Source organism: Caulobacter sp. LARHSG274, from assembly GCF_052871235.1.
On the sequence record NZ_JBIXJO010000001.1, the window covers coordinates 127,512 to 147,484 of the forward strand.

Below are 19,973 nucleotides of genomic sequence, written 5' to 3' on the forward strand. Positions count from 1 at the left end.
CCGCTCTTCGTGAGATGCAACATTGACGAGCATGAGAGCGCCACCGTAACCTTAGCTCCACAGCTTGGGGGGCGTCATGTTCGAGTGGATGAAGCGGGCCATGGGCCTGTGCGTGGTCGCGTGCGTCGCGACCCTGTTGTCCGGGCCGGTGGAGGCCCAGACCTCGATCCCCGCTCCGCCGGTGTTCACCGCCATCGACGCCAACGGCGTCGACCTGTCCACCGGCACGTTCAACGTTCCTCAGCTTTCCGCCGCCATCGGTCCGGCGCAAGGCGGTTTGGCCTACGTCTATGGCGGTCCAGGCGGCGGCCGGGGGCTTGCCGGCACGGTCAACAGCAAGCCCGGCACGATCATGGGCAACAACGTCACCTTCTATACGGTGAGCATCGGCGGCTCGTCGGCAATGTTCGTTCAGGGCTCCGGCTCGACGATCATGGGCCAGTTCATGGGGAGTTCCGCCCAGACCCTAACCTACAATTCAACGACTGGACTTTACACCCACACCGCGCCGGACGGCACGGTGGCGGTGTTCTCGTCCGCCCTGGCTGCAAGCTCTCCCAACGCCGCCAACGCCGCCAACATCATCTCATTGACCCGGCCATCGGGCGAGACGCTGACCTACGTCTACAAGGCCTGCGGGACCGGCTGCCAGCGGGTGCAGTCGGTTTGGAACAACCGCGGCTACATGCTCAAGTACGAGTACGACGCCACCTCGGTGATCTCAAAGGTCACAGCTCTCAATACCGCGATCGACGCCTGCGATCCGGCCGCCGACAGCTGCACCTTTTCACGGACTTGGCCGTCGTTGACCTTCGTCCGCGCGACCGACGGTTCGAGCCTAACCATCACCGACGCTCTGTCGCGAACCACGACCTATGGCATGGCCGGCGGCAAGGTCACCAGCATCCAGCGTCCGGGCGTCAACGCCGGCGCCGTCGCTTACAACACCGCTGGCCGCGTGCAGTCGGTCTCGAACGGGGTGGGAACCTGGACCTACGCCTATACCGACTACACGACCACGCGTGAGACCACGGTCACCGACCCGCTGGGCCACACACGTATCGTCGACACCAGCTTATCGCTCGGTCGGGTGACCGGTAATGTCGACGGCCTCGGGGCTATCACCAGCTACACGCTGGACAACAATAACGGCCGTCTCCTGCGCGTCACCCAGCCGGAGGGGAACTACACCGACTACAGCTATGACAGCCGCGGAAACCTGACCGGAGCGACCCAGGTCGCCAAGTCCGGCTCAGGGCTGACCAATATCGTCACCACGGCCAGCTATGACGCCACCTGCACTAATCCCAAGACCTGCAACAAGCCCAACTCGGTGACCGACGAACGAGGCAATGTCACCAGCTATACCTACGACGCCACCCATGGCGGGGTGCTTACGGTCACTTCGCCGGCCCCGACCTCCGGCGCCGTGCAACCCCAGACCCGAACCAGTTATGCGCCGCTCTATGCTTGGTACAAGAACAGCGCCGGAACCCTCGTCCAGGCCGCCAGCCCGATCTATCTGCCGACCGCAACCTCCCAGTGCGCCGCCGCCGCCTCGTGTGCGGGAGCCGCCGACGAGGTCAAGACCACCATCAGCTATCAGACGGGCAGCGCCAGCCTGGCCAGCAACCTCTTGCCGCTGACCGTGACCAGCGGGGCCGGCGACGGCTCGCTGAGCGCCACGACAGCAATGACCTATGACCAGTACGGCAATCTGGAAACGGTCAACGGCCCTCTAGCCGGTTCGGCCGACACCACGCGAACCTACTACGACGCTATGCGCCAGGTGGTCGGGGTGATCGAACCCGATCCGGACGGGGCGGGCGCGCTGCTCTATCGGGCCAGCCGCACCACTTATAACCTCAATGGCCAGGTGACATCGGTCGAGACTGGCACGGCAACCGGCCAGGCCGAAGGCTCAATGTCGAGCTTCGTAGCCCTGGATCAGGCGGCGACCAGCTACGACGCCGTCGGCCGGAAGAGCCAGACCAGCCAGATCGCTGGCGGCGCCACCCAGGCGGTGACCCAGTACGCTTACGACACGGCCAATCGCCTGACCTGCATGGCGGTGCGGATGAATGCGGCGGCGTTCGGCTCGCTGCCGACCTCGGCCTGCACCCTGGGAACGGCGGGAAGCGACGGCGCCGACCGTATCACCTACACCACCTACGACAAAGCCGACCGCGTCACCCAGGTGACCAGCGGCTATGGTGGGAGCGCGCCGCGGGTCGAGCAGGCCGTCACCTACACGACCAATGGCCAGCACGCGACGGAGGCCGACGGCAAGGGCAACCTGACCACCCACGAGTACGACGGCTTCGACCGTCTGGCCAAGACCCGCTACCCGATCGCCTCCAGCGGTTCGACCAGTTCGACGACCGACTACGAACAGTACACCTACGATGCGGCTGGAAACGTACTCACCAACCGGCGCCGCGACGGTCAGGTGGTGACCTTTACCTATGACGCCCTGAACCGGATGACGGCCAAGGGCCTGCCGTCCACCACCTACGTCTATGACAACCTCGGTCGCCAGACCTCGGCGACCAGCGGCGACCAGACCATCACCGCGACCTACGACACGCTCGGCCGTCAGACCAGCGAGTTGGGGGCCTATGGAACGTTCGGCTTCCAATACGATCTGGCCGGCAACCGAACCCGGATCACCTGGCCCGACAATTTCTACATCACCTACGATTACGACGCGGCCGGGCAGATGAAGGGCCTTGGCGAGAACGGCGGCGGCTATGCCATCGCCTTCGCCTACGACAACCTGGGCCGGATGAAGACCCTGTCTCGCGGCATTCCGGCCACGACCTACTACGACTACGACGCCGCTTCGCGCTTGAGCTATCTGAGCCACGACCTGGCCGGCACGGCCCAGGACCAGAGCTGGACCTTCGCTTACAACGCCGCCAGCCAGATCCGCACCAAGACCGGCAGCAACAGCGCCTATGATTGGGCCGCGACGACGGCGGCGCGGTCCTATGCTTCCAACGGCCTGAACCAGATGACCGCCTCGGGGGCCTTGACCCTGGGCTATGACGGCCGCGGCAACCTGTCGTCCGATGGGGTGACCGGCTTCGGCTACGACGCCGACAACAACCTGACCAGCACCTCGGCCGGGGCGGCCCTGCGCTACGATCCGCTGGGTCGGCTGATGGAGGTGCGCACCAGTTCGACGGCGGCGACTTGGTTCCGCTATGCGGGCGACGAGCTGCTGGCCGAATACGACAGCACCACGGCCGGCAATGGGACCCTGCTGCGGCGCTATGTGCCAGGCCCCGGCGTAGACGAGCCGCTGATCTGGTACGAGGGCTCGGGCACGAGCAATCGTCGCTGGCTGTTGGCCGACGCCCAGGGCTCGGTCGTTGCGGCTGTCAATGACAGCGGCGCGGCCCTGGCGATCAATACCTACGACGAGTACGGCGTGCCGGCCTCGGGCAACCTCGGTCGTTTCCAATACACAGGCCAAGTGTGGCTGCCGGAGCTGGGGCTCTATCACTACAAGGCTCGGGCCTATTCGCCGACCTTGGGACGGTTTCTGCAGACCGATCCCATCGGATATGGCGATGGGATGAACTGGTATGCCTACGTCGGCAACGATCCGGTCAATGCGACGGATCCGAGTGGGACGCAGTGCGTGACGACGGGCGTTAACTGTGTTGATGAGGTCGTCGTTACGGCCACGTGCCTGGAAAGAAACGGCTGCTTCACGGGTGAACGAGCTCGTCAGATCTGCGGGTTTTCGTGCACCGACCAGCAGGCTGCCTTCCGATTGGAATATAACGACGAATACGAACGAAATCAGTGGATGTGGGCGCCTGTACTCGCGCCGGTGGCGGTCGTGGGGGCGCTTGAAGCGCCCGCATTTATAGGTGGTATATCCAGAGGTGGCGTGAAGCCGCCAAACGTATACAATAAGAAATTGGCCGATATCGTGAAGAGTTTGTATAGTGGGACAAAGAATGCCAACCGTGTGGGGAATGGCACCACGGCCGCTGCCGTGCGGAGCGAAATCGCAACGGGCGTCAGAACAAATGGATCCTTTCATGCCACAAAAGCTGAGCAAGCAATCACCGCTTTGAAGAAGCTCATTGGGAGTCCTCAACTTTCAGAATGGGATAAGCAGGTTGCTTCTAGGCTGCTGAGTGATTTACAGAATGCAATGAGGGGGTTTTGAATGGGCAGGGGGATTATTTTAGTTAACAATATCGTAAAAAACATTCCACGATTTCGAAATATATTTGAAGAGCACATTAATTTTTATGGGGAATTACTGCCGCACATATTCTTTGCGGAGTTAACATCCGTTATTATTGACCTGGTAGATGGTGAAATTTCAGGTACTGAAGATGTTGAAATGCTAATGGATAATTTAGAGAAAGAGTTATCATTCGATGATGAAGAGTCTCGAAATGTGATTGCCCTTTCATTTATCGAAAATTTACAAGGTCAAGGCTATCTTAAAGGTATGAAAAAACTAATGGGCCCCCGTTTGCGTGCCTTAGCTATGGAAACATGCGGCATTTAAACCTTTCGATTAGTCGCTAACAAATTAAAGTAACTCCTGCTGCAGCTACCGCTCAGCGAACCTGACTCGAAACATTCCCAGGCCCCGCGTCTTGGGATACGGCCCGCAAACGATCGCCGCCCGAGCGGCCGAACGCTCGGCCGTCCGCGTCGCCGGGCCCGGTGGCGGTCGCGAGACTCACGACGTCGAACTCGACCAGCAGCGTCACGGCTCGCCGACCGACGGGCCGCCAGCATTGTGCGGCTTGGACGCTGACGTCAACGTCCGACGGGCCGGAAGCGCCGGAGCCGAAGGGCGGCAGCGAGGCCGCCGCGCAGACGCATGTCAGTGTCGCGTAGACCGCGCTCGGTGATGCCGGTGGTTGAAAGCAGAAGCTCGCCGCAGGCACCTGATGCAGCGATGCAGATTAGAGCAGAGTTTATGGGCGGCAAGCGGAGTGGCTAGGCACGGCCGCGAGTGCCGGACGTCAATCTGCCCCTCAAGGGCGGCTTCGCCGTCGCCTACGGCGATGCGCTTCGCGCACCCTTGACCGTCAGCTTGACGCCCGGCCAGGGCTCGGCAAGCGGTTTAAGCCTAAACAGGCGCTACGCGCCTGCGGCTTAACCGCGATCTAGGCTTTGAGGCGGACGCCTGGGCCACCGCCGGCATCAGCTGGAATGAAAATGATCCCGCCGTCTTCCAGCACGGTCTGTAGTCGCTCCAGCGTGCGTGTCTGCATTCCGCCGATGCCGGATTCGAACCGTTGGACCGTTGAGGGCGAAACTCCAGCCGCTGTACCGAGTTCTCGCACACCCAAACCCAGCGCTGTGCGAGCTAGTCGGATTTGCATCGGCGTCAACAATTAGCACCTCGTATGAAAAACTTCACACCATGTATTGACTTCGTGGAGTCTCTGTGCGAAGTATTACGTACACAGTACCAAAACTCTACCGATCTCGAACGGTCGGGCCGAGCGCCTGCGCCGGGAGCCTCCGCATGTCAAAATCCAAGGCCAAGAGTACCGCAATTTCCCGCCGCGCTTTGATGGGTGCCACTACCGCAGCGCCCGTCGTCGCCAATACTCGTGGCATCGCCGAGGCGGACGACCTGATCGTCCGTTGCGCCAGCTTCGTCGCCATCGACATCAGGACCAGCCGCTTGGTGCGCCGCTGGGGCGACCTGGAAAGCGAGGCCTTCAAGCTGCCCGGCTGGTTCAAACTGTCGAAGGAAGAGCAACTGGCGCTCCCGCAGGGCCAGGAAATGGCAGAGATCGATCGCATGCTCTCCAACCTGTTCGAGCAGCGGGAGAAGCTGCTAGCCGAGCTGCCCAAGGTCGCGGCCAACGACCCGACTGGCGTCGCCGCCAAGATCGCGGTGGCCGCGAGAGCCGTCGATCCCGAAGACCACGAAGAGGCCCATCACCTCATCGCTGGCGCGGCCCGCGATCTGGCCAACATGCGCTGCCCCGACTGTCATCGCCCTCTGGTGCTTGAGGGCTGGATCGACTGGTCGATCCGGACTGGTCGGGAGTGAAAGCGGGTGAATCGCGCTCTAACCGTCGTTGAGGCCGTGCGGGTCTGGATCGAGGCTTGGCGTTTCGCTCGTCAGGAATCGCCCGCCATGACCGACGACCCGCGCCCCGCGCTCCAACGCTTCCGCCCCGCCAATGATGACCGCGCTTCATACGCTGTAGGTACAGTTTCGCCGCAGCCAGATGCGGTTCTGGCCCTGGCCCGCTTGATCGGCCGCCAGATCGCCCGAGAAGAGTTCCAGCGCAGCTTTGCGCCCGCCAACGACCACGCCCCGCGATCGGAGACCGACGAGGGCTAGCCAGGAGTTCGTCATGACCCGCGTGGCCATCTACGCCCGCTATTCCGACGACAAGCAGAGCGCCCATTCGATCGACGATCAGGTCCGCATCTGTCGCCTGCATGCCGACAAGGCCAACTGGCGGGTCGTGAACACCTATTCGGATGCAGCGATTTCAGGCTCGACCGTCATCCTTCGCCCTGGCGTCCAGGCCTTGCTCCGCGACGCCCTGGCCGGGGAGTTCGATGTGGTCCTGGCCGAGGCCATGGACCGGCTCAGCCGCGATCAGGAGGACATCGCCGGTCTCTTCAAGCGCCTGCGGTTCGCGGGCGTGCCGATCGTCACCCTCTCCGAGGGCGAGGTCTCCGAGCTTCACGTCGGCCTCAAGGGCACGATGAACGCGCTCTTCCTCAAGGATCTGGCCGCCAAGACCCATCGGGGCAACCGGGGCAGGGTGGAGGCGGGCAAGGTCGCGGGTGGCAATTCCTACGGCTACAAGGTCGTTCGCGAGATCGACGCGGCCGGCAAGGTCACGACCGGTGAGCGGGAGATCATCCCCTATGAAGCCGACATCGTGCGCCGCATCTTCCGCGACTATGTCGCCGGCAAGAGCCCGCGCCAGATTTGCATCGAGCTGAACGCCGAGGGCGTCGCCTCGCCCAGAGGCCGGGCCTGGGGTGAGATGACCATCCGGGGCCATCTGTCGATCCAGTCGGGCATCCTCAACAACCATTTCTATATCGGTCAGATGGTCTGGAACCGGCGCCGGGACGTCCGAAATCCCGACACCGGCCGGGCGCGTCACCGCATCAACCCGCAGAGTGAATGGGTCTATGCCCAGGCGCCGCACCTGCGGATCATCGACGACGACCTCTGGAACGCCGCCAAGGCCCGTCAAGCCCACCACGCCAAGGCCTATCAAGAGGCCGTCGCCAGGGGCGCGCAGGGCTTCCAGGCGGCGGCCGCCAGCCGCCGGCCCCAGACCCTGCTATCGGGCCTGATCACCTGCGGTCTGTGCGGCGGCACGGTGGCCAAGCGCGGGAACAACCGCTTGGCCTGCGTCGCCCACATCAAGGGCCAGGGTTGCACCAACGCCAGCGCGATTCGCAGCGACAGCCTGGAGGCGCGGGTTCTCGTCGGCCTCAAGGAGCGCTTGATGACGCCCGAGGTCATGGCCGAGGCCATGCGGTCGTTCATCGAGGAGACCAATCGCCTCAACCACCATCGCCGGGCCAGCGAAGCGGCCGACCGTCTGCGGTTGGAGAAGGCCAGGAGGGCCATCGACGGCATCGTCTCGGCCATTGAAGATGGCGGCTATACCCGCCCGCTCATGGACCGCCTGAAGAGCCTGGACGCCGAGGTCGAAGCGATCGAGCGCTCCCTGGCCGAAGCGCCGCGCGACGTGCCCGACGTTCACCCCAACGTCGCCGAGCTTTACCGCCGCAAGGTCGAGCGGTTGGTCGAGGCGCTGAACAACCCGGCCGACCGCACCGAGGCGGCGACCGCGCTGCGTGCGCTCATTGAAAAGGTCGTGGTCACGCCGACCGGGCGGCGGGGGGAGGTGGATGTTCGGCTGTTTGGCGATCTGGAGACCGTGCTGGCCTGGGCGGAGGACAGGGAGGCGGGGTTTCGCAGCCCGGCGAGGCTATTCCTGAAAGCCGCTGGCGATGGTTTGTCGGTTCCGGAGAGTGACCGGTCCGGGACCGGGGCTCGCCGCCCTGGCCCGCCCGTCGGGGGCGCGAGCGAAAGCGTCCGGTAAGGGGTTAAGACCCCCGCCAGCCGGACCGCTCCCGGATAACGGCTCTGCGCGAAGCGCCAGACTTCGTCGAAACGGTAACATAACTGCAAATCCTCCGGGCGAGGCCCGGGCGCTTCGCACCCTCCCCATCCCATCGCAGCTTCGGCGCGTGAGCGTAGAGCCGCGCCTGTCGACAAGGCGTCCGTACCGGCATCCAGCCCCTACCCCCGTCCCCGACTCACGGCTAGAACAGGGCCGTGACCCAAGCGCCCCATCTGGGCCGGGTGCTCGTCCTGGCCGGATCGGATTCCGGCGGCGGGGCGGGGATCCAGGCCGACATCAAGACCATCACCGCCCTGGGCGGCTATGCGGCCACGGCGATCACCGCCGTCACCGTGCAGAACACCCTGGGCGTCACCGGCGTCCACCCGATCCCGCCGGAGATTGTCGCCGCCCAGGCCCGAGCCGTGCTCGACGACATCGGAGCCGATGCGATCAAGACCGGCATGCTGGGCGACGCCGCCATGGTCGAGACCGTGGCCCAGGTGATCGACGGCGCTCCCGGGGTCCCGCCGGTGATCGACCCGGTGATGGTCGCCAAGGGCGGGACCGCGCTGCTGGCCCAGGCGGCGGTCGGCGCGGTCCGCACCCTGATGATCCCCCGCGCCGCCCTGCTGACCCCCAACGCCCCCGAGGCCGCGGCCCTGACCGGCCTGATGGTCGAGACCACCGACGACCTGCGTCGGGCCGGCGAGGCCCTGCTGGCCCTGGGGGCCCACGCGGTGCTGATGAAGGGCGGCCACATTCTTGGCGGGGATGGGCCCGGCGAGCGGGTCGTCGACCTGCTGATCACCCGCCTGGGCGAGACCGCTTTCGAGGGCGAGCGGATCGACACCCGCCACACCCACGGCACCGGCTGCACCCTGGCCAGCGCCTGCGCGACGGGCCTGGCCCAGGGCCTGTCTTTGACCGAGGCGGTGGCCCGGGCCTGGAACTATGTCCACGAGGCCATGCTGCGCGCCCCAGGCTTCGGGGCCGGGCACGGGCCGCTGGACCACGGATGGACGATGCGCCGATGAGCCAGTCCCTCGAAGCCCGCTTTGTCGAGATCATCCGCAACGTCCCAACCACCATGCAGGTGCTGCGCGTGGTCCGCGACCTCGACCTGCCCGACGGCATGGTGTTTTCCGGCGCGGTCTACCAGCCGGTCTGGAACCACCTGACCGGCCGGGCGCCCGACTACGGGATCAAGGACTACGACGTCGCCTATCACGATGCGTCCGACACCTCCTACGAGGCCGAGGACGTGGTGATCCGACGGGTGGCGGCGGCGTTCGACGAACCGCTGAAGAGCCTGGTCGAGGTGCGCAACCAGGCCCGCGTCCACCTGTGGTTCGAGCAGAAGTTCGGGGCCGACGAGCCCTACCCGCCCCTGACCTGCAGCGCCGACGCCCTCGAGCGCTTCGTGGCCACCGCCTTCTGTGTCGGCGTGCGGCTGGAGGCCGACGACCGCCTGTCGGTCCACGCGCCGTTCGGGCTCGACGACCTGTTCGCCCTGCGCCTGCGGCCCAATCCGCTGCGGATCAAGGGCGCGGGCGGCTGGGCGCGGACCACGGGTTCGGCCAAGGCGCGATGGCCGGAGATCACGGTGGAGGGGACCTGATCGGCGATATTGTCACCGTGACAATCCCGCAATTGATCTAGACCGACGCGGGCCATATCCCGGTGACATTCACATTCGGGAAAACCGCCATGCGCCAGTGGACCGTCGACGCCTTCGCCTCCGGGCCGTTCAAGGGCAATCCGGCCTGCGTGGTCGAGCCGCTGGCCGCCTGGCCCGACCCGGCCTGGATGCAGGCCCTGGCGGCCGAGAACAACCAGGCCGAAACCGCCTTCCTGCGCAAGACCGCCGATCCGGCCCGGTTCGGCCTGCGCTGGTTCACCCCCACCGTCGAGGTCCCGATCTGCGGCCACGCCACCCTAGCGGCCGGCCATGTGCTGCTGGAGGAGCTGGGCGTCGCCGCCCCGCTGCTGACCTTCGAGAGCCGGGCCGGCGAACTGACCGTCCGCCGCGACGGCGAGCGGCTGGAGCTGGACTTCCCGGCCGACCCGCCGCGCCGCACGGCCGTCCCCGCCGGACTGGCCGAGGCGCTGGGCGCCCAGCCGGTCGAGATGTGGGCCGGCGGCTATCTGGTGGCGGTGCTGGCGGACGAAGCGGCGGTGCGCGGCCTGAGCCCCGACCTGGCGGCGCTGCGGACCATCGGCGGCGAGGCGGCCGGCGGACCGGGCCAGACGATCGTCGTCGCCCTGGCCGAGGCCGGCGCGCCCTATGACGTGGTCAGCCGCTTCTTCGCCCCCGGCTGCGGCATCCCGGAGGACCCGACCACCGGCTCGGCCCACTGCATCCTGGCCCCGCTGTTCTCGGACCGGCTGGACCGGGCGACCCTGCGTTACCACCAGGCCTATCCCGGCCGCGGCGGCGACCTGGAATGCGAAAGCCGCGGTCCGCGCGTTCTGCTGCGCGGCCGCGGCTTCACGATGGTCGAGAGCCGGCTGAGGGCGGGGCCGGCGCTCGGCTAGGTCCCGCAGGACCTAGTAGCGGTCGCGACCGTAGCCGTAGCCGTAGTCGCGGTCGTGGCGCTCGTAGCGAATCTGGGCGCTGATGCGGTCGAAGCGACGATCGAGGTCGGCGCGTTCCCAGCGGCTGAGGCCGTCACGGCCGTAGCGCATCTCCAGGCGGGCGGTTTCGCGCAGGTCGCCCCTCAGGCGCCAGGCTTCCCGGCGGTCCAGGCTGCCGTTGCGCAGGCCCATCTCGATGCGGCGGTCAAGGCGCTCGGCCCGATCGCCGCCGCCGTTCCAGCCGCGATCGTCATGACGCTCGTAGGGGCGGTCATAGGGACGGTCATAGGATTGGGCCAGGGCGGCGACGGGCGCGGCGGCGGCGGCGGCGGCCGAGACCGCGGCGATCGAAAGCAGGATCTTTTTCATCGTACGGTTCCTCTTGGACGGTTCGGCGTCCGGTTGGACGACGTTGACCTCAAGAGACCATGCCGGGCCTGAAGCGACCCTGAGCCGCCCGTTGTGCGGCGTTCACCTTCGGATGGGTCAGCCGACGACGGCGCCGGGCGATGCCTTGGCCGGGGCGCGGGCCGCCTTCTTGGTCCGCGCCGCCGCGACCTTGGAGGCGTCCTGGCGCGAGGCGGCCACCGCGGTTTCGATGGCGTCGTAGAGCTTGGTGACCTCGATCGGCTTGGCCACGTGGCCGTCCATGCCGGCGGCGATGTAGCCCTCGACCTGGTGGACCAGGGCGTTGGCGGTGACCGCGACGATCGGCACGCGCTTGCGGCCCTCGGAGACCTCCAGGCCGCGGATGTGGCGGGCGGCCTCGACCCCGTCCATCACCGGCATATGGATGTCCATCAGCACGATGTCATGGTCGCCCCGACGCCAGGCCTCGACGCAGGCCGCGCCGTCGGCGACCAGCTCGACCTCGGCGCCGAGCGGGGCCAGGACCGCGGCGATGACCTTCTGGTTGGTCGGATTGTCGTCGGCGGCCAGCACCCGCAGCCGGCGCTCGGATTCGACCGCCAGCTTGGCGGGTTCGGCGGCCACTGGCGCGATCGCCTCGCCGCGCGGCATGGCCACCACGACGGTGAAGGTCGAGCCCTGGCCTTCGCGGCTTTGGACATACACGCCGCCGCCCATCAAGGCGGCCAGCTCGTTGCAGATCGACAGGCCCAGGCCCGAGCCGCCGAACCGGCGGGTGGTCGAGCTGTCGGCCTGGACGAACTTGTCGAACAGCCGCGGCAGGGTCGCGGCGTCGATGCCGATGCCGGTGTCGACCACGTCGACCCGCAGACCGGTTCCGTCGTCGGCCGAGGCGAAGCGGATCGAGACCGAGCCTTCCAGCGTGAACTTCAGGGCGTTGGAGACCAGGTTGCCGAGGATCTGGCGCAGGCGATCGACGTCGCCGCGCCAGGAACCCAGCGCCTCGGGCGCGACGAAGACCCCGAACTCCAGGCCCTTCTGCTTGGCCTGGGCCGCCCAGGTCTCGCGGATCGACGTAGCCAGCCCCGCCAGGTCGAAGTCGCGATCGACCAGGTCCAGGCGCCCGGCCTCGATCTTCGAGAGGTCCAGCACGTCGTTGAGCACCGACAGCAGCAGTCCGCCCGATTCGCGGATCACCGACAGGCGCTCGCGCTGGGTGGCGGAAAGCTCGCCCATGGCCATCACCTCGGTCATGGCCAGCACGCCGTTTAGCGGCGTGCGGATCTCGTGGCTCATATTGGCCAGGAAGTGCGACTTCAGGACATTGGCGGCGTTGGCGGCGTCGCGGGCCTTGACCAGCTCGGCCATCGCCCCACGCAGCTCGTGGTCGTTGATCTCCAGCCGCGAGACCAGATGGTTGAAGCTGTCGGTCAGGCTGCGGAAGACGTCGTCGTCGGTCGCCTGCTCGACGGGCTGGAAGCGGCCGCCGGTGGCGACCTCGCCCATGGCCTTGGACAGCCGCTCCATCGGTTTGGTCATCCGCCGAGCCAGGCCGTTGGCCATCAGGATGGCCAGGCCGGCCGAACCGAAGAACAGGGTGCCGGTCAGGGCCAGGTCGCGGGCCAGGATGTCGGTCAGGCTGGGGCGCTTAGCGACGAGGACCAGAGTTCCGACCCGGCGTCCGGTCAGCTTGATCGGCCGGGTCAGGGTGTCGACCTCGGGGCCGCCGGCCGCGCCGATCTGGGCGACGGCCTGGCCTTGCATGTCGGTCAGGCGCACGGCGGCGACATTGGGAGCCTTGGCCACCGCCTCCAGGGCGCGATAGGCGCCGACGGTGTTGTGATCGGCCAGCGGCGCGGCGGCCCCCGCCACGACCATCTGGGCCAGGACCTCATGATTGGCCTGGGCCTCCTGGCGGGCGACGCTCCATTGCTGGAGCATGAAACAGACGCAGGCGGCGAGCAGGGCGACCACCGTCGTGGTCAGGGCGACGGCGGCGATTCGCGCCTGCAAGGGCGCATGGGGGGCCGTCCCGGAACTGCGGTCCTCGTCGATCATTTCCCGTCCCAGGAGGGCCTAGACCCGCATTTTGTCTGAAATTTCCTAACGCTTCGCTTCCGAGATTTTTGCCCGCCGCGACAAAACAACGCTCACGCTCGTTTCCCGATTGCACCCAGCTTAACTTTTCGTTTACCTCTACTATTAGTCTTTCATTAAGGAGATGGGGCAATGGACAAGGCTTTTGTGGCGCAGCGCGTGGCGAGCAAACTGTTTGCGACCGAGCGCGCCGTTGATGCGGCGATGATCGAAGCGGCCGAACTGATGGCCGACATGTTGAAGGCGCGTGCGGACGTCGGCGTTTCGGCCGTGGTCGGCGACCGCGCCAGCGTGAAGCTGACGCAAGCCCTCGCCGCTCTGGGCGAAGCCCGCTCGGCCGTTGTCGACATGCATGGCGAACTGAACGAAGTGAAGCTGCGCCTGGGCATCCGCACCAAGCTCATCGGCATCGAGCCCAAGGGCCAGGCGGCGCCGTCGGTCGACCTGCGCGAAGTCGGCTAACCTCTACATTTGTTGCAAGACTTTAACTTCGTAAGGCCCCTAATGTGAGTTAGGGGCCTTATCTATGCTGTACCTGATCGCACCGCTGCTTTGGATCCTGATGGCTGTCACCGTGCTTCTGGCCTGGCGGCAGGGCGGGGGCGCCGAGCGCATGGGCGCGATCCTGATCCTAGCCGGCAGTATTCTAGCTTGGCTGATTCACAGCGTCATGCCGAACAGCGCGCAGTCCATTGCGCTCCTGATCGGCGAAGCCGGTCTCGCGGCGGGGTTCCTGATCTTGGCCATGCGCTATGTCAGTCCCTGGCTGGGAATCGCCATGCTGCTTCAAGCCACGCAGTTCAGTCTGCACGCCTATTATCTGATCGGCGAGAAAGACCACGACGACCTGTATAAATTGGTCAACAACTTCAACACATTCGCGATCCTGTTGATCATACTGTTGGCCACGCTGCTGTCTTGGCGCAGACGCGCGAGCCTGGCGGCGAAATAATTCCCTGCGGGGGGCGCAGATCGCCGCCGTCGCAAAATCTCTCCTTGCCATCCCCGTCGAAAAAGAGTTTGTCGCCGGCGGGCCACATCCCCCCAACGGGATGCAGTCCATCTGTAAGGATGGGAGACATCGACATGACCACCCTCGCCAAGCCGGCGATCCGCCCGGCTCGTCCCGAGTTCTCTTCCGGCCCCTGCGCCAAGCGCCCTGGCTGGACCCCCGAAAATCTCAGAAACGCCGTGCTGGGCCGGTCGCACCGCTCCAAGCTGGGCAAGGGCCGCCTGAAGGCCGCCATCGACCAGACGCGCGAAGTGCTGGAGGTCCCCGCCGACTTCCTGATCGGCATCGTCGCCGGCTCCGACACCGGCGCCGTCGAGATGGCGATGTGGTCGATGCTGGGCGCCCGCCCCGTGCAGGTCATGGCCTTCGAATCCTTCGGCAAGGACTGGGTCACCGACGTGACCAAGCAGCTGAAGCTGCCCGACGTCGAGGTGCTCGACGCCCCCTACGGCCAGCTGCCGGACACCTCCAAGGTCGATCCGGCCAAGGACCTGGTCTTCACCTGGAACGGCACCACCTCGGGCGTCCGGGTCCCGAACGCCGACTTCATCAGCGCCGATCGCGAAGGCGTCGTGATCTGCGACGCCACCAGCGCCGCCTTCGCCCAGGACCTGGACTGGACCAAGCTCGACGTCGTGACCTTCTCCTGGCAGAAGGCCCTGGGCGGCGAGGGCGCGCACGGGATCCTGATCCTGTCGCCCCGCGCCGTGGCTCGCCTTGAGAGCTACACCCCGGCCTGGCCGATGCCCAAGCTGTTCCGGATGACCAAGGCCGGCAAGATCGCCGCCGACATCTTCGAAGGCGCGACCATCAACACCCCCTCCATGCTCTGCGTGGAAGACGCCCTGGACGCCCTGAAGTGGGCCGCCTCGATCGGCGGGCTGGAAGCCATGCAGGCCCGGGCCGACCAGAACCTGGCCGTGCTGGCCGATTGGGTCGCCCGCACCCCGTGGGTCGACTTCCTGGCCGCCACGCCGGACATCCGCTCCAACACCTCGGTGTGCCTGAAAGTGGTCGATCCCAGGATCGCCGCCTTGCCCGACGACGCCCAGGCCGACTTCGCCAAGAAGCTGGCCGGCCTGCTTGAGAAGGAGGGCGCGGCCCTCGACATCGGCGGCTATCGCGACGCCCCGGCCGGCCTGCGCATCTGGTGCGGCGCCACGGTCGAGGCCTCCGACCTCGAAGCCCTGACGCCCTGGCTCGACTGGGCCTTCGAGGCCGTCTCGGCCGAACTGGCCGCCGCCTGATCACACGCCCTCCCTCCCCCTCGATGGGGGAGGGGCAGGGGTGGGGGCGACCCCCGCCACCTCAGCAAGCACCCCCATCCCCACCCTTCCCCCATCAGGGGAAAGGGCTCGAAATCGGAGAACACCTCCATGACCGCTCCCCGCGTCCTCATCGCCGACAGCCTGTCTCCCGCCGCCGTGGCGATCTTCACCGCCCGCGGCGTCCAGGCCGACGTCAAGACCGGCCTGACCAAGGCCGAACTCCTCGAGATCATCGGCGACTATGACGGCCTGGCCGTCCGCTCGGCCACCAAGGCCGACCCCGAGGTCATCGCCGCCGCCAAGAAGCTGAAGGTCATCGGCCGGGCCGGCATCGGCGTCGACAACGTCAACATCCCGGCCGCCACCGCCGCCGGCGTCGTGGTGATGAACACCCCGTTCGGCAACTCGATCACCACCGCCGAGCACGCCATCGCCATGATGTTCGCCCTGGCCCGTCAGCTGCCGGCGGCTGATGCCAGCACCCAACTGGGAAAATGGGAGAAGAACCGCTTCATGGGCGTGGAGCTCTACGCCAAGACCCTGGGCCTGATCGGGGCCGGCAACATCGGCTCGATCGTCGCCGACCGGGCCCTGGGCCTGAAGATGAAGGTCGTGGCCTACGACCCCTTCCTGTCGCCGGAACGCGCCGTCGAGATCGGCGTCGAGAAGGTCGAGCTGGACGAGCTGCTGGCCCGCGCCGACGTCATCACCCTGCACACGCCGCTGACCGACAAGACCCGCAACATCCTGTCGCGCGAGAACCTGCAGAAGACCAAGAAGGGCGTGCTGATCGTCAACTGCGCCCGCGGCGGCCTGGTCGACGAGGTCGCCCTGCGCGAGCTGCTCGACAACGGCCATGTCGGCGGCGCCGGCTTCGACGTCTTCACCGAGGAGCCGGCCAAGACCAACGTCCTGTTCGGCTCCGACAAGGTGGTGGCCACCCCGCACCTGGGCGCCAGCACCAGCGAGGCCCAGGAGAACGTCGCCCTGCAGGTCGCCGAACAGATGAGCGACTACCTGCTGACCGGCGCGGTGACCAACGCCCTCAACAGCCCGTCGATCACCGCCGAGGAAGCCCCCAAGCTGAAGCCGTTCGTGGCCCTGGCCGAGAAGATCGGGGCCATGGCCGGCCAGATGGTCGACTTCGGCATCCTGGCCATCGACATCGCCTATGAGGGCGAGGTCTCCAATCTCAACGTCAAGCCGCTGACCAGCGCCGCCCTGGCCGGCATCCTCAAGCCGATGCTGGCCGAGATCAACATGGTCTCCGCGCCGGCCGTGGCCAAGGAGCGCGGCATCACCGTCTCCGAGAGCCGCCAGGAGGTCAGCCCCACCTATGACAGCCTGATGCGCATCACCGTCACCACCGAAAAGGGCAAGCGCGCCTTCGCCGGCACGGTGATCGCCGGCGCCCCGCGCGTCGTCGAGGTCAAGGGCATGGAGCTGGACGCGGGCTTCTCGCCGGCCATGCTCTATATCAACAACCTCGACAAGCCGGGCTTTATCGGGGCCCTGGGCATGCTGCTGGGCGAGGCCGGCGTCAACATCGCCACCTTCAATCTCGGCCGCGTCTCGGCCGAGGAGGACGCCATCGCCCTGGTTGGCGTCGACCAGGCCCCGGACGAGACCCTGCTGGCCAAGATCCAGGCCCTGCCGCACGTCAAGGAAGCCCGCGCCCTGACGTTCTGACCTCCCTTCGGGGCCCGGCCTGGCTGGGCCCCGAAGCCGTCCTTTGGGCCGATGCGCACATTCCGTGCAGGGGCCAAGGGGATGTTGCGTAGACGGCGCAGACGCCGTTCCCAAGCCTGACCGGAGCGGCTAGGTCCTCGAACACCGCCAGCCAGGATGTTTCGATGCCCCATAGCGCCCGCCGCAAGGTCAACCGTCTGCTCTTCGTCGTCTTCCTGGCGGCGGCGGCCTACGCCCTGGCCCGGGCCCTGCTGCCGGACAACGACAATCTGGGCCTGATCCCCTGGGACAAGGCCAAGCACTTCATCGTCTTCTATACCTTGGCCGGCCTGGCCTCCCTGGCCCTGCCCGACAGCCGGCTGTGGCGCATCGGCGCGGTGCTGCTGGCTTTCGGCGGGGCGATCGAGATCCTGCAGGGCCTGCCGATCGTCCATCGCGACGCCTCATGGTTCGACCTGCTGGCCGACGCCTGCGGGATCAGCGCCGCCTATGGTCCGATGATCGCCGTGCGCTGGCGCCGGCGCTAGGCCGACCCCTTTCGCAAACGGGTCCTTCCGCCGCACCCCTGCTCCGCTTGACTCTCCCCGTCCGGAGGATCAGAACAAAAGTGGAACATTGGAGATGCGAGGATGCCCGGGGCGAAGCCCGCCCTTTCGGCTTTGAGAGCCAGGATCGCCGCCTTGGAAGCGGGGACTCGGACTCCATCCCTGGTCCTGCCGTTCGGCGATCCGCGCATCGACAGCTGCTTTCCGGCCGGCGGCCTGCCGCGCGGCGGCTGGCACGAGGTGGGCGGCGCCGGCCTTGATGAGGAGACCGGCGCGGCCCCCGCCGCCTTTTCGGCCCTGCTGCTGAGGCCGCTGGCCGCCAAGGGCGCGGTGGTCTGGGTGATGCGCCGCGACGACCTGCACGCGCCGGGCCTGCAGGGCCTGGGCTTTCCCGCCGGCCGGCTGATCCAGGTCCGGGCCCGCGACGAGGCCGAGGTGCTGGCGGTGCTGGAGGACGCCCTGGCCACGGTCGGGGTCGCCGCCGCCGTCGGCGAGGCCCAGGCCCCAGACCTCAAGGCCGGCCGCCGCCTGCAGCTGGCCTGCGAGCGGCGCGGGGCGACCGGGATCCTGCTGCGCCGGCGACCTTATGGCGGTCCGGCCGGCAAGATGCGCGAGGTGTCCGGCGCGGCCGCCCTGAGCCGCTGGCGCGTCGCCGCCGCCCCCAGCCAGCCGCCGCCGGGCGAACCGGGCCTGGGCCCGCCGCGCTGGCGGGTGGAACTGGAACGCTGCCGGGGCGGACGTCCCGGCGCCTGGATCCTGGAGTCTTCGGAGGCCGATCATGGCCCGCATCCTTTCCATTTGGTGTCGCAATTGGCCGATCACGACGTGGTTGAGGAAGACCTCAGGCGCGCCGGCTGAAACGGCCCCGCCCGTCGCCCTGGTCGCTTCCGAAGCCGGAACCCGTCGCCTGGCCGCCGTCGACGACGTCGCCGCCGCCTGCGGCCTGCATGTCGGCCAGAAAGCCGCCGACGCCGCGGCCCTGTGTCCGGAGCTGGTCGTCGCCGACCACGACCCCGAGGGCGACCGCGCGGCCCTGGAGGTGCTGTGCGACTGGTGCGTGCGGTTCTCGCCGGCCGTGGCCATCGACGGCCTGGACGGCCTGTTCCTCGACATCGAAGGCGTCGCCCACCTGTGGGGCGGGGAAGGCGCGATGCTCGACGACCTGCTGGCCCGCCTGGCCCGCTGGGGGGCGCCGGCCCGGGGAGCGATCGCCGACACCCCCGGCGCGGCCTGGGCCCTGGCCCGCTTCGCCCCTGACCGCATGATCGCCCCGCCCGGCGGCCAGGGCCCGCTGCTGGCCGCCCTGCCGGTGGCGGCCCTGCGCCTGGACGACGCCGCCCAGGCCCAGTTGCCGCGCCTGGGCCTGTTCCAGGTCGGCCAGCTGCTGGCCCTGCCCCGCGTCCAGCTGACCCGGCGGTTCGGGGCCGGGACGGTGCTGCGCATCGACCAGGCCCTGGGCGCGGCGCGTGAGCCCCTGGCCTTCCGCCGCCCCGTCACCCCGTGGTTCGACCGCCTGGCCTTCGCCGAGCCGATCAGCGCCCCCGACGACATGGCCCGGGCGGCCGGCGACATCGCCGCCCTGCTCTGCGCTCGGCTGGAGGCCGAGGGCCAGGGGGCGCGGCGGTTCGAGCTGGTGTTCCACCGCCTGGACGGCCGCGACCAGCCGGTGCGGGTCGGCCTGTCGCGTCCCGGCCGCGACGCGGTCCGCATCACCCGGCTGCTGAAGCCCAAGCTGGAGACGGTGGATCCGGGCTTCGGCGTCGAGGTCGTCACCCTGTGGGCCGCCGACGTCGAACCGCTGTCGGCGGCGCAGCGCAGCCTCGACGCCGAGGGCGGCGTCAGCCTGGAGGAGGGCCTGGCCCCGTTGGTCGACCGGCTGGTCAACCGCCTGGGCGAGGACCGGGTCTGGCGCGCCGACCCCTGCGAGAGCCACGTGCCCGAACGGGCGGTGGTGCGCCGCGCCCCCCTCGCCCCGCCGGCGGAGGCGGCCTGGGATCCCCAGCGCCCCCGCCCGACCCGGCTGTTTCGCCGTCCCGAGGCGATCGCGGTGATCGCCAAGCTGCCCGACGATCCGCCGGTCCGCTTCATCTGGCGCGGCCAGTCGCATCGCGTCCGCCTGGCCGAGGGCCCCGAGCGCATCGCCCAGGAATGGTGGCGCCAGGCCTTCGACGACATCGGTCCCGGCAAGGTGCGCGACTATTACCGCGTGGAGGACGAGACGGGCGAGCGGTTCTGGATCTTTCGGGCCGGGCTCTATGGCGGGGACGAGGCTCCGAAGTGGTGGCTGCATGGGCTGTTCGGATGACAGGGG

At 67.5% G+C, this 19,973-nt stretch carries 18 protein-coding genes; 15 read left to right on the forward strand and 3 right to left on the reverse strand.

Annotation, left to right across the window (positions count from 1 at the left end; all coding sequences use genetic code 11):
- The first annotated feature begins 76 nt into the window (after positions 1-76).
- Complete coding sequence (locus tag ACIPQB_RS00600; protein ID WP_446483251.1) at positions 77-4,186, forward strand: RHS repeat-associated core domain-containing protein; 4,110 nt, start codon at positions 77-79, stop codon at positions 4,184-4,186.
- Entirely contained in the window at positions 4,187-4,537 is a 351-nt protein-coding gene (locus ACIPQB_RS00605; protein WP_446483252.1) for a DUF7674 family protein, read from the forward strand. It abuts the gene before it with no gap.
- Positions 4,538-5,147: 610 nt separating this feature from the next.
- Here ACIPQB_RS00605 and ACIPQB_RS00610 read toward each other — a convergent pair.
- Positions 5,148-5,366, reverse strand: a complete 219-nt coding sequence (locus tag ACIPQB_RS00610) for a helix-turn-helix domain-containing protein (protein WP_446483964.1) — start codon at positions 5,364-5,366, stop codon at positions 5,148-5,150.
- A gap of 146 nt (positions 5,367-5,512) precedes the next feature.
- Between ACIPQB_RS00610 and ACIPQB_RS00615 the strand changes: the two genes are divergently transcribed.
- The 6 genes from ACIPQB_RS00615 (at position 5,513) to ACIPQB_RS00640 (ending at position 10,643) form a co-directional block, all read left to right on the forward strand.
- Positions 5,513-6,049, forward strand: coding sequence for a hypothetical protein (locus ACIPQB_RS00615; protein ID WP_446483253.1), 537 nt, complete (start codon positions 5,513-5,515; stop codon positions 6,047-6,049).
- A gap of 87 nt (positions 6,050-6,136) precedes the next feature.
- Positions 6,137-6,346: a hypothetical protein gene (locus ACIPQB_RS00620; RefSeq protein ID WP_446483254.1), complete on the forward strand. Its 210-nt coding sequence runs from the start codon at positions 6,137-6,139 to the stop codon at positions 6,344-6,346.
- 13 nt (positions 6,347-6,359) lie between these two features.
- Complete coding sequence (locus ACIPQB_RS00625) at positions 6,360-8,084, forward strand: recombinase family protein (protein ID WP_446483255.1); 1,725 nt, start codon at positions 6,360-6,362, stop codon at positions 8,082-8,084.
- 236 nt (positions 8,085-8,320) lie between these two features.
- A complete protein-coding gene (thiD, locus tag ACIPQB_RS00630) occupies positions 8,321-9,142 on the forward strand; it encodes a bifunctional hydroxymethylpyrimidine kinase/phosphomethylpyrimidine kinase (RefSeq protein ID WP_446483256.1) in 822 nt (273 codons plus the stop codon).
- Complete coding sequence (locus tag ACIPQB_RS00635) at positions 9,139-9,726, forward strand: nucleotidyltransferase family protein (protein WP_446483257.1); 588 nt, start codon at positions 9,139-9,141, stop codon at positions 9,724-9,726. The genes thiD and ACIPQB_RS00635 overlap by 4 nt, the downstream gene beginning before the upstream one ends.
- A gap of 89 nt (positions 9,727-9,815) precedes the next feature.
- A complete protein-coding gene (locus ACIPQB_RS00640) occupies positions 9,816-10,643 on the forward strand; it encodes a PhzF family phenazine biosynthesis protein (RefSeq protein ID WP_446483258.1) in 828 nt (275 codons plus the stop codon).
- Positions 10,644-10,655: 12 nt separating this feature from the next.
- Here ACIPQB_RS00640 and ACIPQB_RS00645 read toward each other — a convergent pair whose 3' ends face one another.
- On the reverse strand, positions 10,656-11,051 hold the full coding sequence (locus ACIPQB_RS00645; RefSeq protein WP_446483259.1) for a hypothetical protein: 396 nt from the start codon (positions 11,049-11,051) through the stop codon (positions 10,656-10,658).
- Positions 11,052-11,168: 117 nt separating this feature from the next.
- On the reverse strand, positions 11,169-13,109 hold the full coding sequence (locus ACIPQB_RS00650) for an ATP-binding protein (RefSeq protein ID WP_446483260.1): 1,941 nt from the start codon (positions 13,107-13,109) through the stop codon (positions 11,169-11,171).
- A 171-nt stretch (positions 13,110-13,280) separates the two neighbouring features.
- Here ACIPQB_RS00650 and ACIPQB_RS00655 point away from each other — a divergent pair, with 171 nt between their 5' ends.
- From ACIPQB_RS00655 to ACIPQB_RS00685, 7 genes are all read left to right on the forward strand, one after another.
- Positions 13,281-13,610 carry a hypothetical protein gene (locus ACIPQB_RS00655; RefSeq protein ID WP_446483261.1) on the forward strand — a complete coding sequence of 110 codons (330 nt, stop codon included), beginning with the start codon at positions 13,281-13,283 and terminating at the stop codon, positions 13,608-13,610.
- Positions 13,611-13,674: 64 nt separating this feature from the next.
- Positions 13,675-14,100, forward strand: coding sequence for a hypothetical protein (locus ACIPQB_RS00660; RefSeq protein WP_446483262.1), 426 nt, complete (start codon positions 13,675-13,677; stop codon positions 14,098-14,100).
- Between the two features lie 134 nt (positions 14,101-14,234).
- Complete coding sequence (locus ACIPQB_RS00665; RefSeq protein ID WP_446483263.1) at positions 14,235-15,407, forward strand: phosphoserine transaminase; 1,173 nt, start codon at positions 14,235-14,237, stop codon at positions 15,405-15,407.
- A 129-nt stretch (positions 15,408-15,536) separates the two neighbouring features.
- Positions 15,537-17,117 carry a phosphoglycerate dehydrogenase gene (gene serA, locus ACIPQB_RS00670; protein WP_446483264.1) on the forward strand — a complete coding sequence of 527 codons (1,581 nt, stop codon included), beginning with the start codon at positions 15,537-15,539 and terminating at the stop codon, positions 17,115-17,117.
- Between the two features lie 164 nt (positions 17,118-17,281).
- Positions 17,282-17,644, forward strand: coding sequence for a hypothetical protein (locus ACIPQB_RS00675; protein ID WP_446483265.1), 363 nt, complete (start codon positions 17,282-17,284; stop codon positions 17,642-17,644).
- Positions 17,645-17,746: 102 nt separating this feature from the next.
- Positions 17,747-18,520 carry an ImuA family protein gene (locus tag ACIPQB_RS00680; RefSeq protein WP_446483266.1) on the forward strand — a complete coding sequence of 258 codons (774 nt, stop codon included), beginning with the start codon at positions 17,747-17,749 and terminating at the stop codon, positions 18,518-18,520.
- Positions 18,492-19,967, forward strand: coding sequence for a Y-family DNA polymerase (locus tag ACIPQB_RS00685; RefSeq protein ID WP_446483267.1), 1,476 nt, complete (start codon positions 18,492-18,494; stop codon positions 19,965-19,967). Before ACIPQB_RS00680 ends, ACIPQB_RS00685 begins: the two co-directional genes overlap by 29 nt.
- Positions 19,968-19,973: the final 6 nt, after the last annotated feature.

Excerpts from the sequence above, each read along its gene's own strand:
- ACIPQB_RS00600 (WP_446483251.1), top strand. The coding sequence starts at position 77 with ATGTTCGAGTGGATGAAGCGGGCCATGGGCCTGTGCGTGGTCGCGTGC.
- ACIPQB_RS00605 (WP_446483252.1), top strand. The coding sequence starts at position 4,187 with ATGGGCAGGGGGATTATTTTAGTTAACAATATCGTAAAAAACATTCCA.
- ACIPQB_RS00610 (WP_446483964.1), bottom strand. The coding sequence starts at position 5,366 with ATGCAAATCCGACTAGCTCGCACAGCGCTGGGTTTGGGTGTGCGAGAA.
- ACIPQB_RS00615 (WP_446483253.1), top strand. The coding sequence starts at position 5,513 with ATGTCAAAATCCAAGGCCAAGAGTACCGCAATTTCCCGCCGCGCTTTG.
- ACIPQB_RS00620 (WP_446483254.1), top strand. The coding sequence starts at position 6,137 with ATGACCGACGACCCGCGCCCCGCGCTCCAACGCTTCCGCCCCGCCAAT.
- ACIPQB_RS00625 (WP_446483255.1), top strand. The coding sequence starts at position 6,360 with ATGACCCGCGTGGCCATCTACGCCCGCTATTCCGACGACAAGCAGAGC.
- ACIPQB_RS00635 (WP_446483257.1), top strand. The coding sequence starts at position 9,139 with ATGAGCCAGTCCCTCGAAGCCCGCTTTGTCGAGATCATCCGCAACGTC.
- ACIPQB_RS00640 (WP_446483258.1), top strand. The coding sequence starts at position 9,816 with ATGCGCCAGTGGACCGTCGACGCCTTCGCCTCCGGGCCGTTCAAGGGC.
- ACIPQB_RS00645 (WP_446483259.1), bottom strand. The coding sequence starts at position 11,051 with ATGAAAAAGATCCTGCTTTCGATCGCCGCGGTCTCGGCCGCCGCCGCC.
- ACIPQB_RS00650 (WP_446483260.1), bottom strand. The coding sequence starts at position 13,109 with ATGATCGACGAGGACCGCAGTTCCGGGACGGCCCCCCATGCGCCCTTG.
- ACIPQB_RS00655 (WP_446483261.1), top strand. The coding sequence starts at position 13,281 with ATGGACAAGGCTTTTGTGGCGCAGCGCGTGGCGAGCAAACTGTTTGCG.
- ACIPQB_RS00660 (WP_446483262.1), top strand. The coding sequence starts at position 13,675 with ATGCTGTACCTGATCGCACCGCTGCTTTGGATCCTGATGGCTGTCACC.
- ACIPQB_RS00665 (WP_446483263.1), top strand. The coding sequence starts at position 14,235 with ATGACCACCCTCGCCAAGCCGGCGATCCGCCCGGCTCGTCCCGAGTTC.
- serA (WP_446483264.1), top strand. The coding sequence starts at position 15,537 with ATGACCGCTCCCCGCGTCCTCATCGCCGACAGCCTGTCTCCCGCCGCC.
- ACIPQB_RS00675 (WP_446483265.1), top strand. The coding sequence starts at position 17,282 with ATGCCCCATAGCGCCCGCCGCAAGGTCAACCGTCTGCTCTTCGTCGTC.
- ACIPQB_RS00680 (WP_446483266.1), top strand. The coding sequence starts at position 17,747 with ATGCCCGGGGCGAAGCCCGCCCTTTCGGCTTTGAGAGCCAGGATCGCC.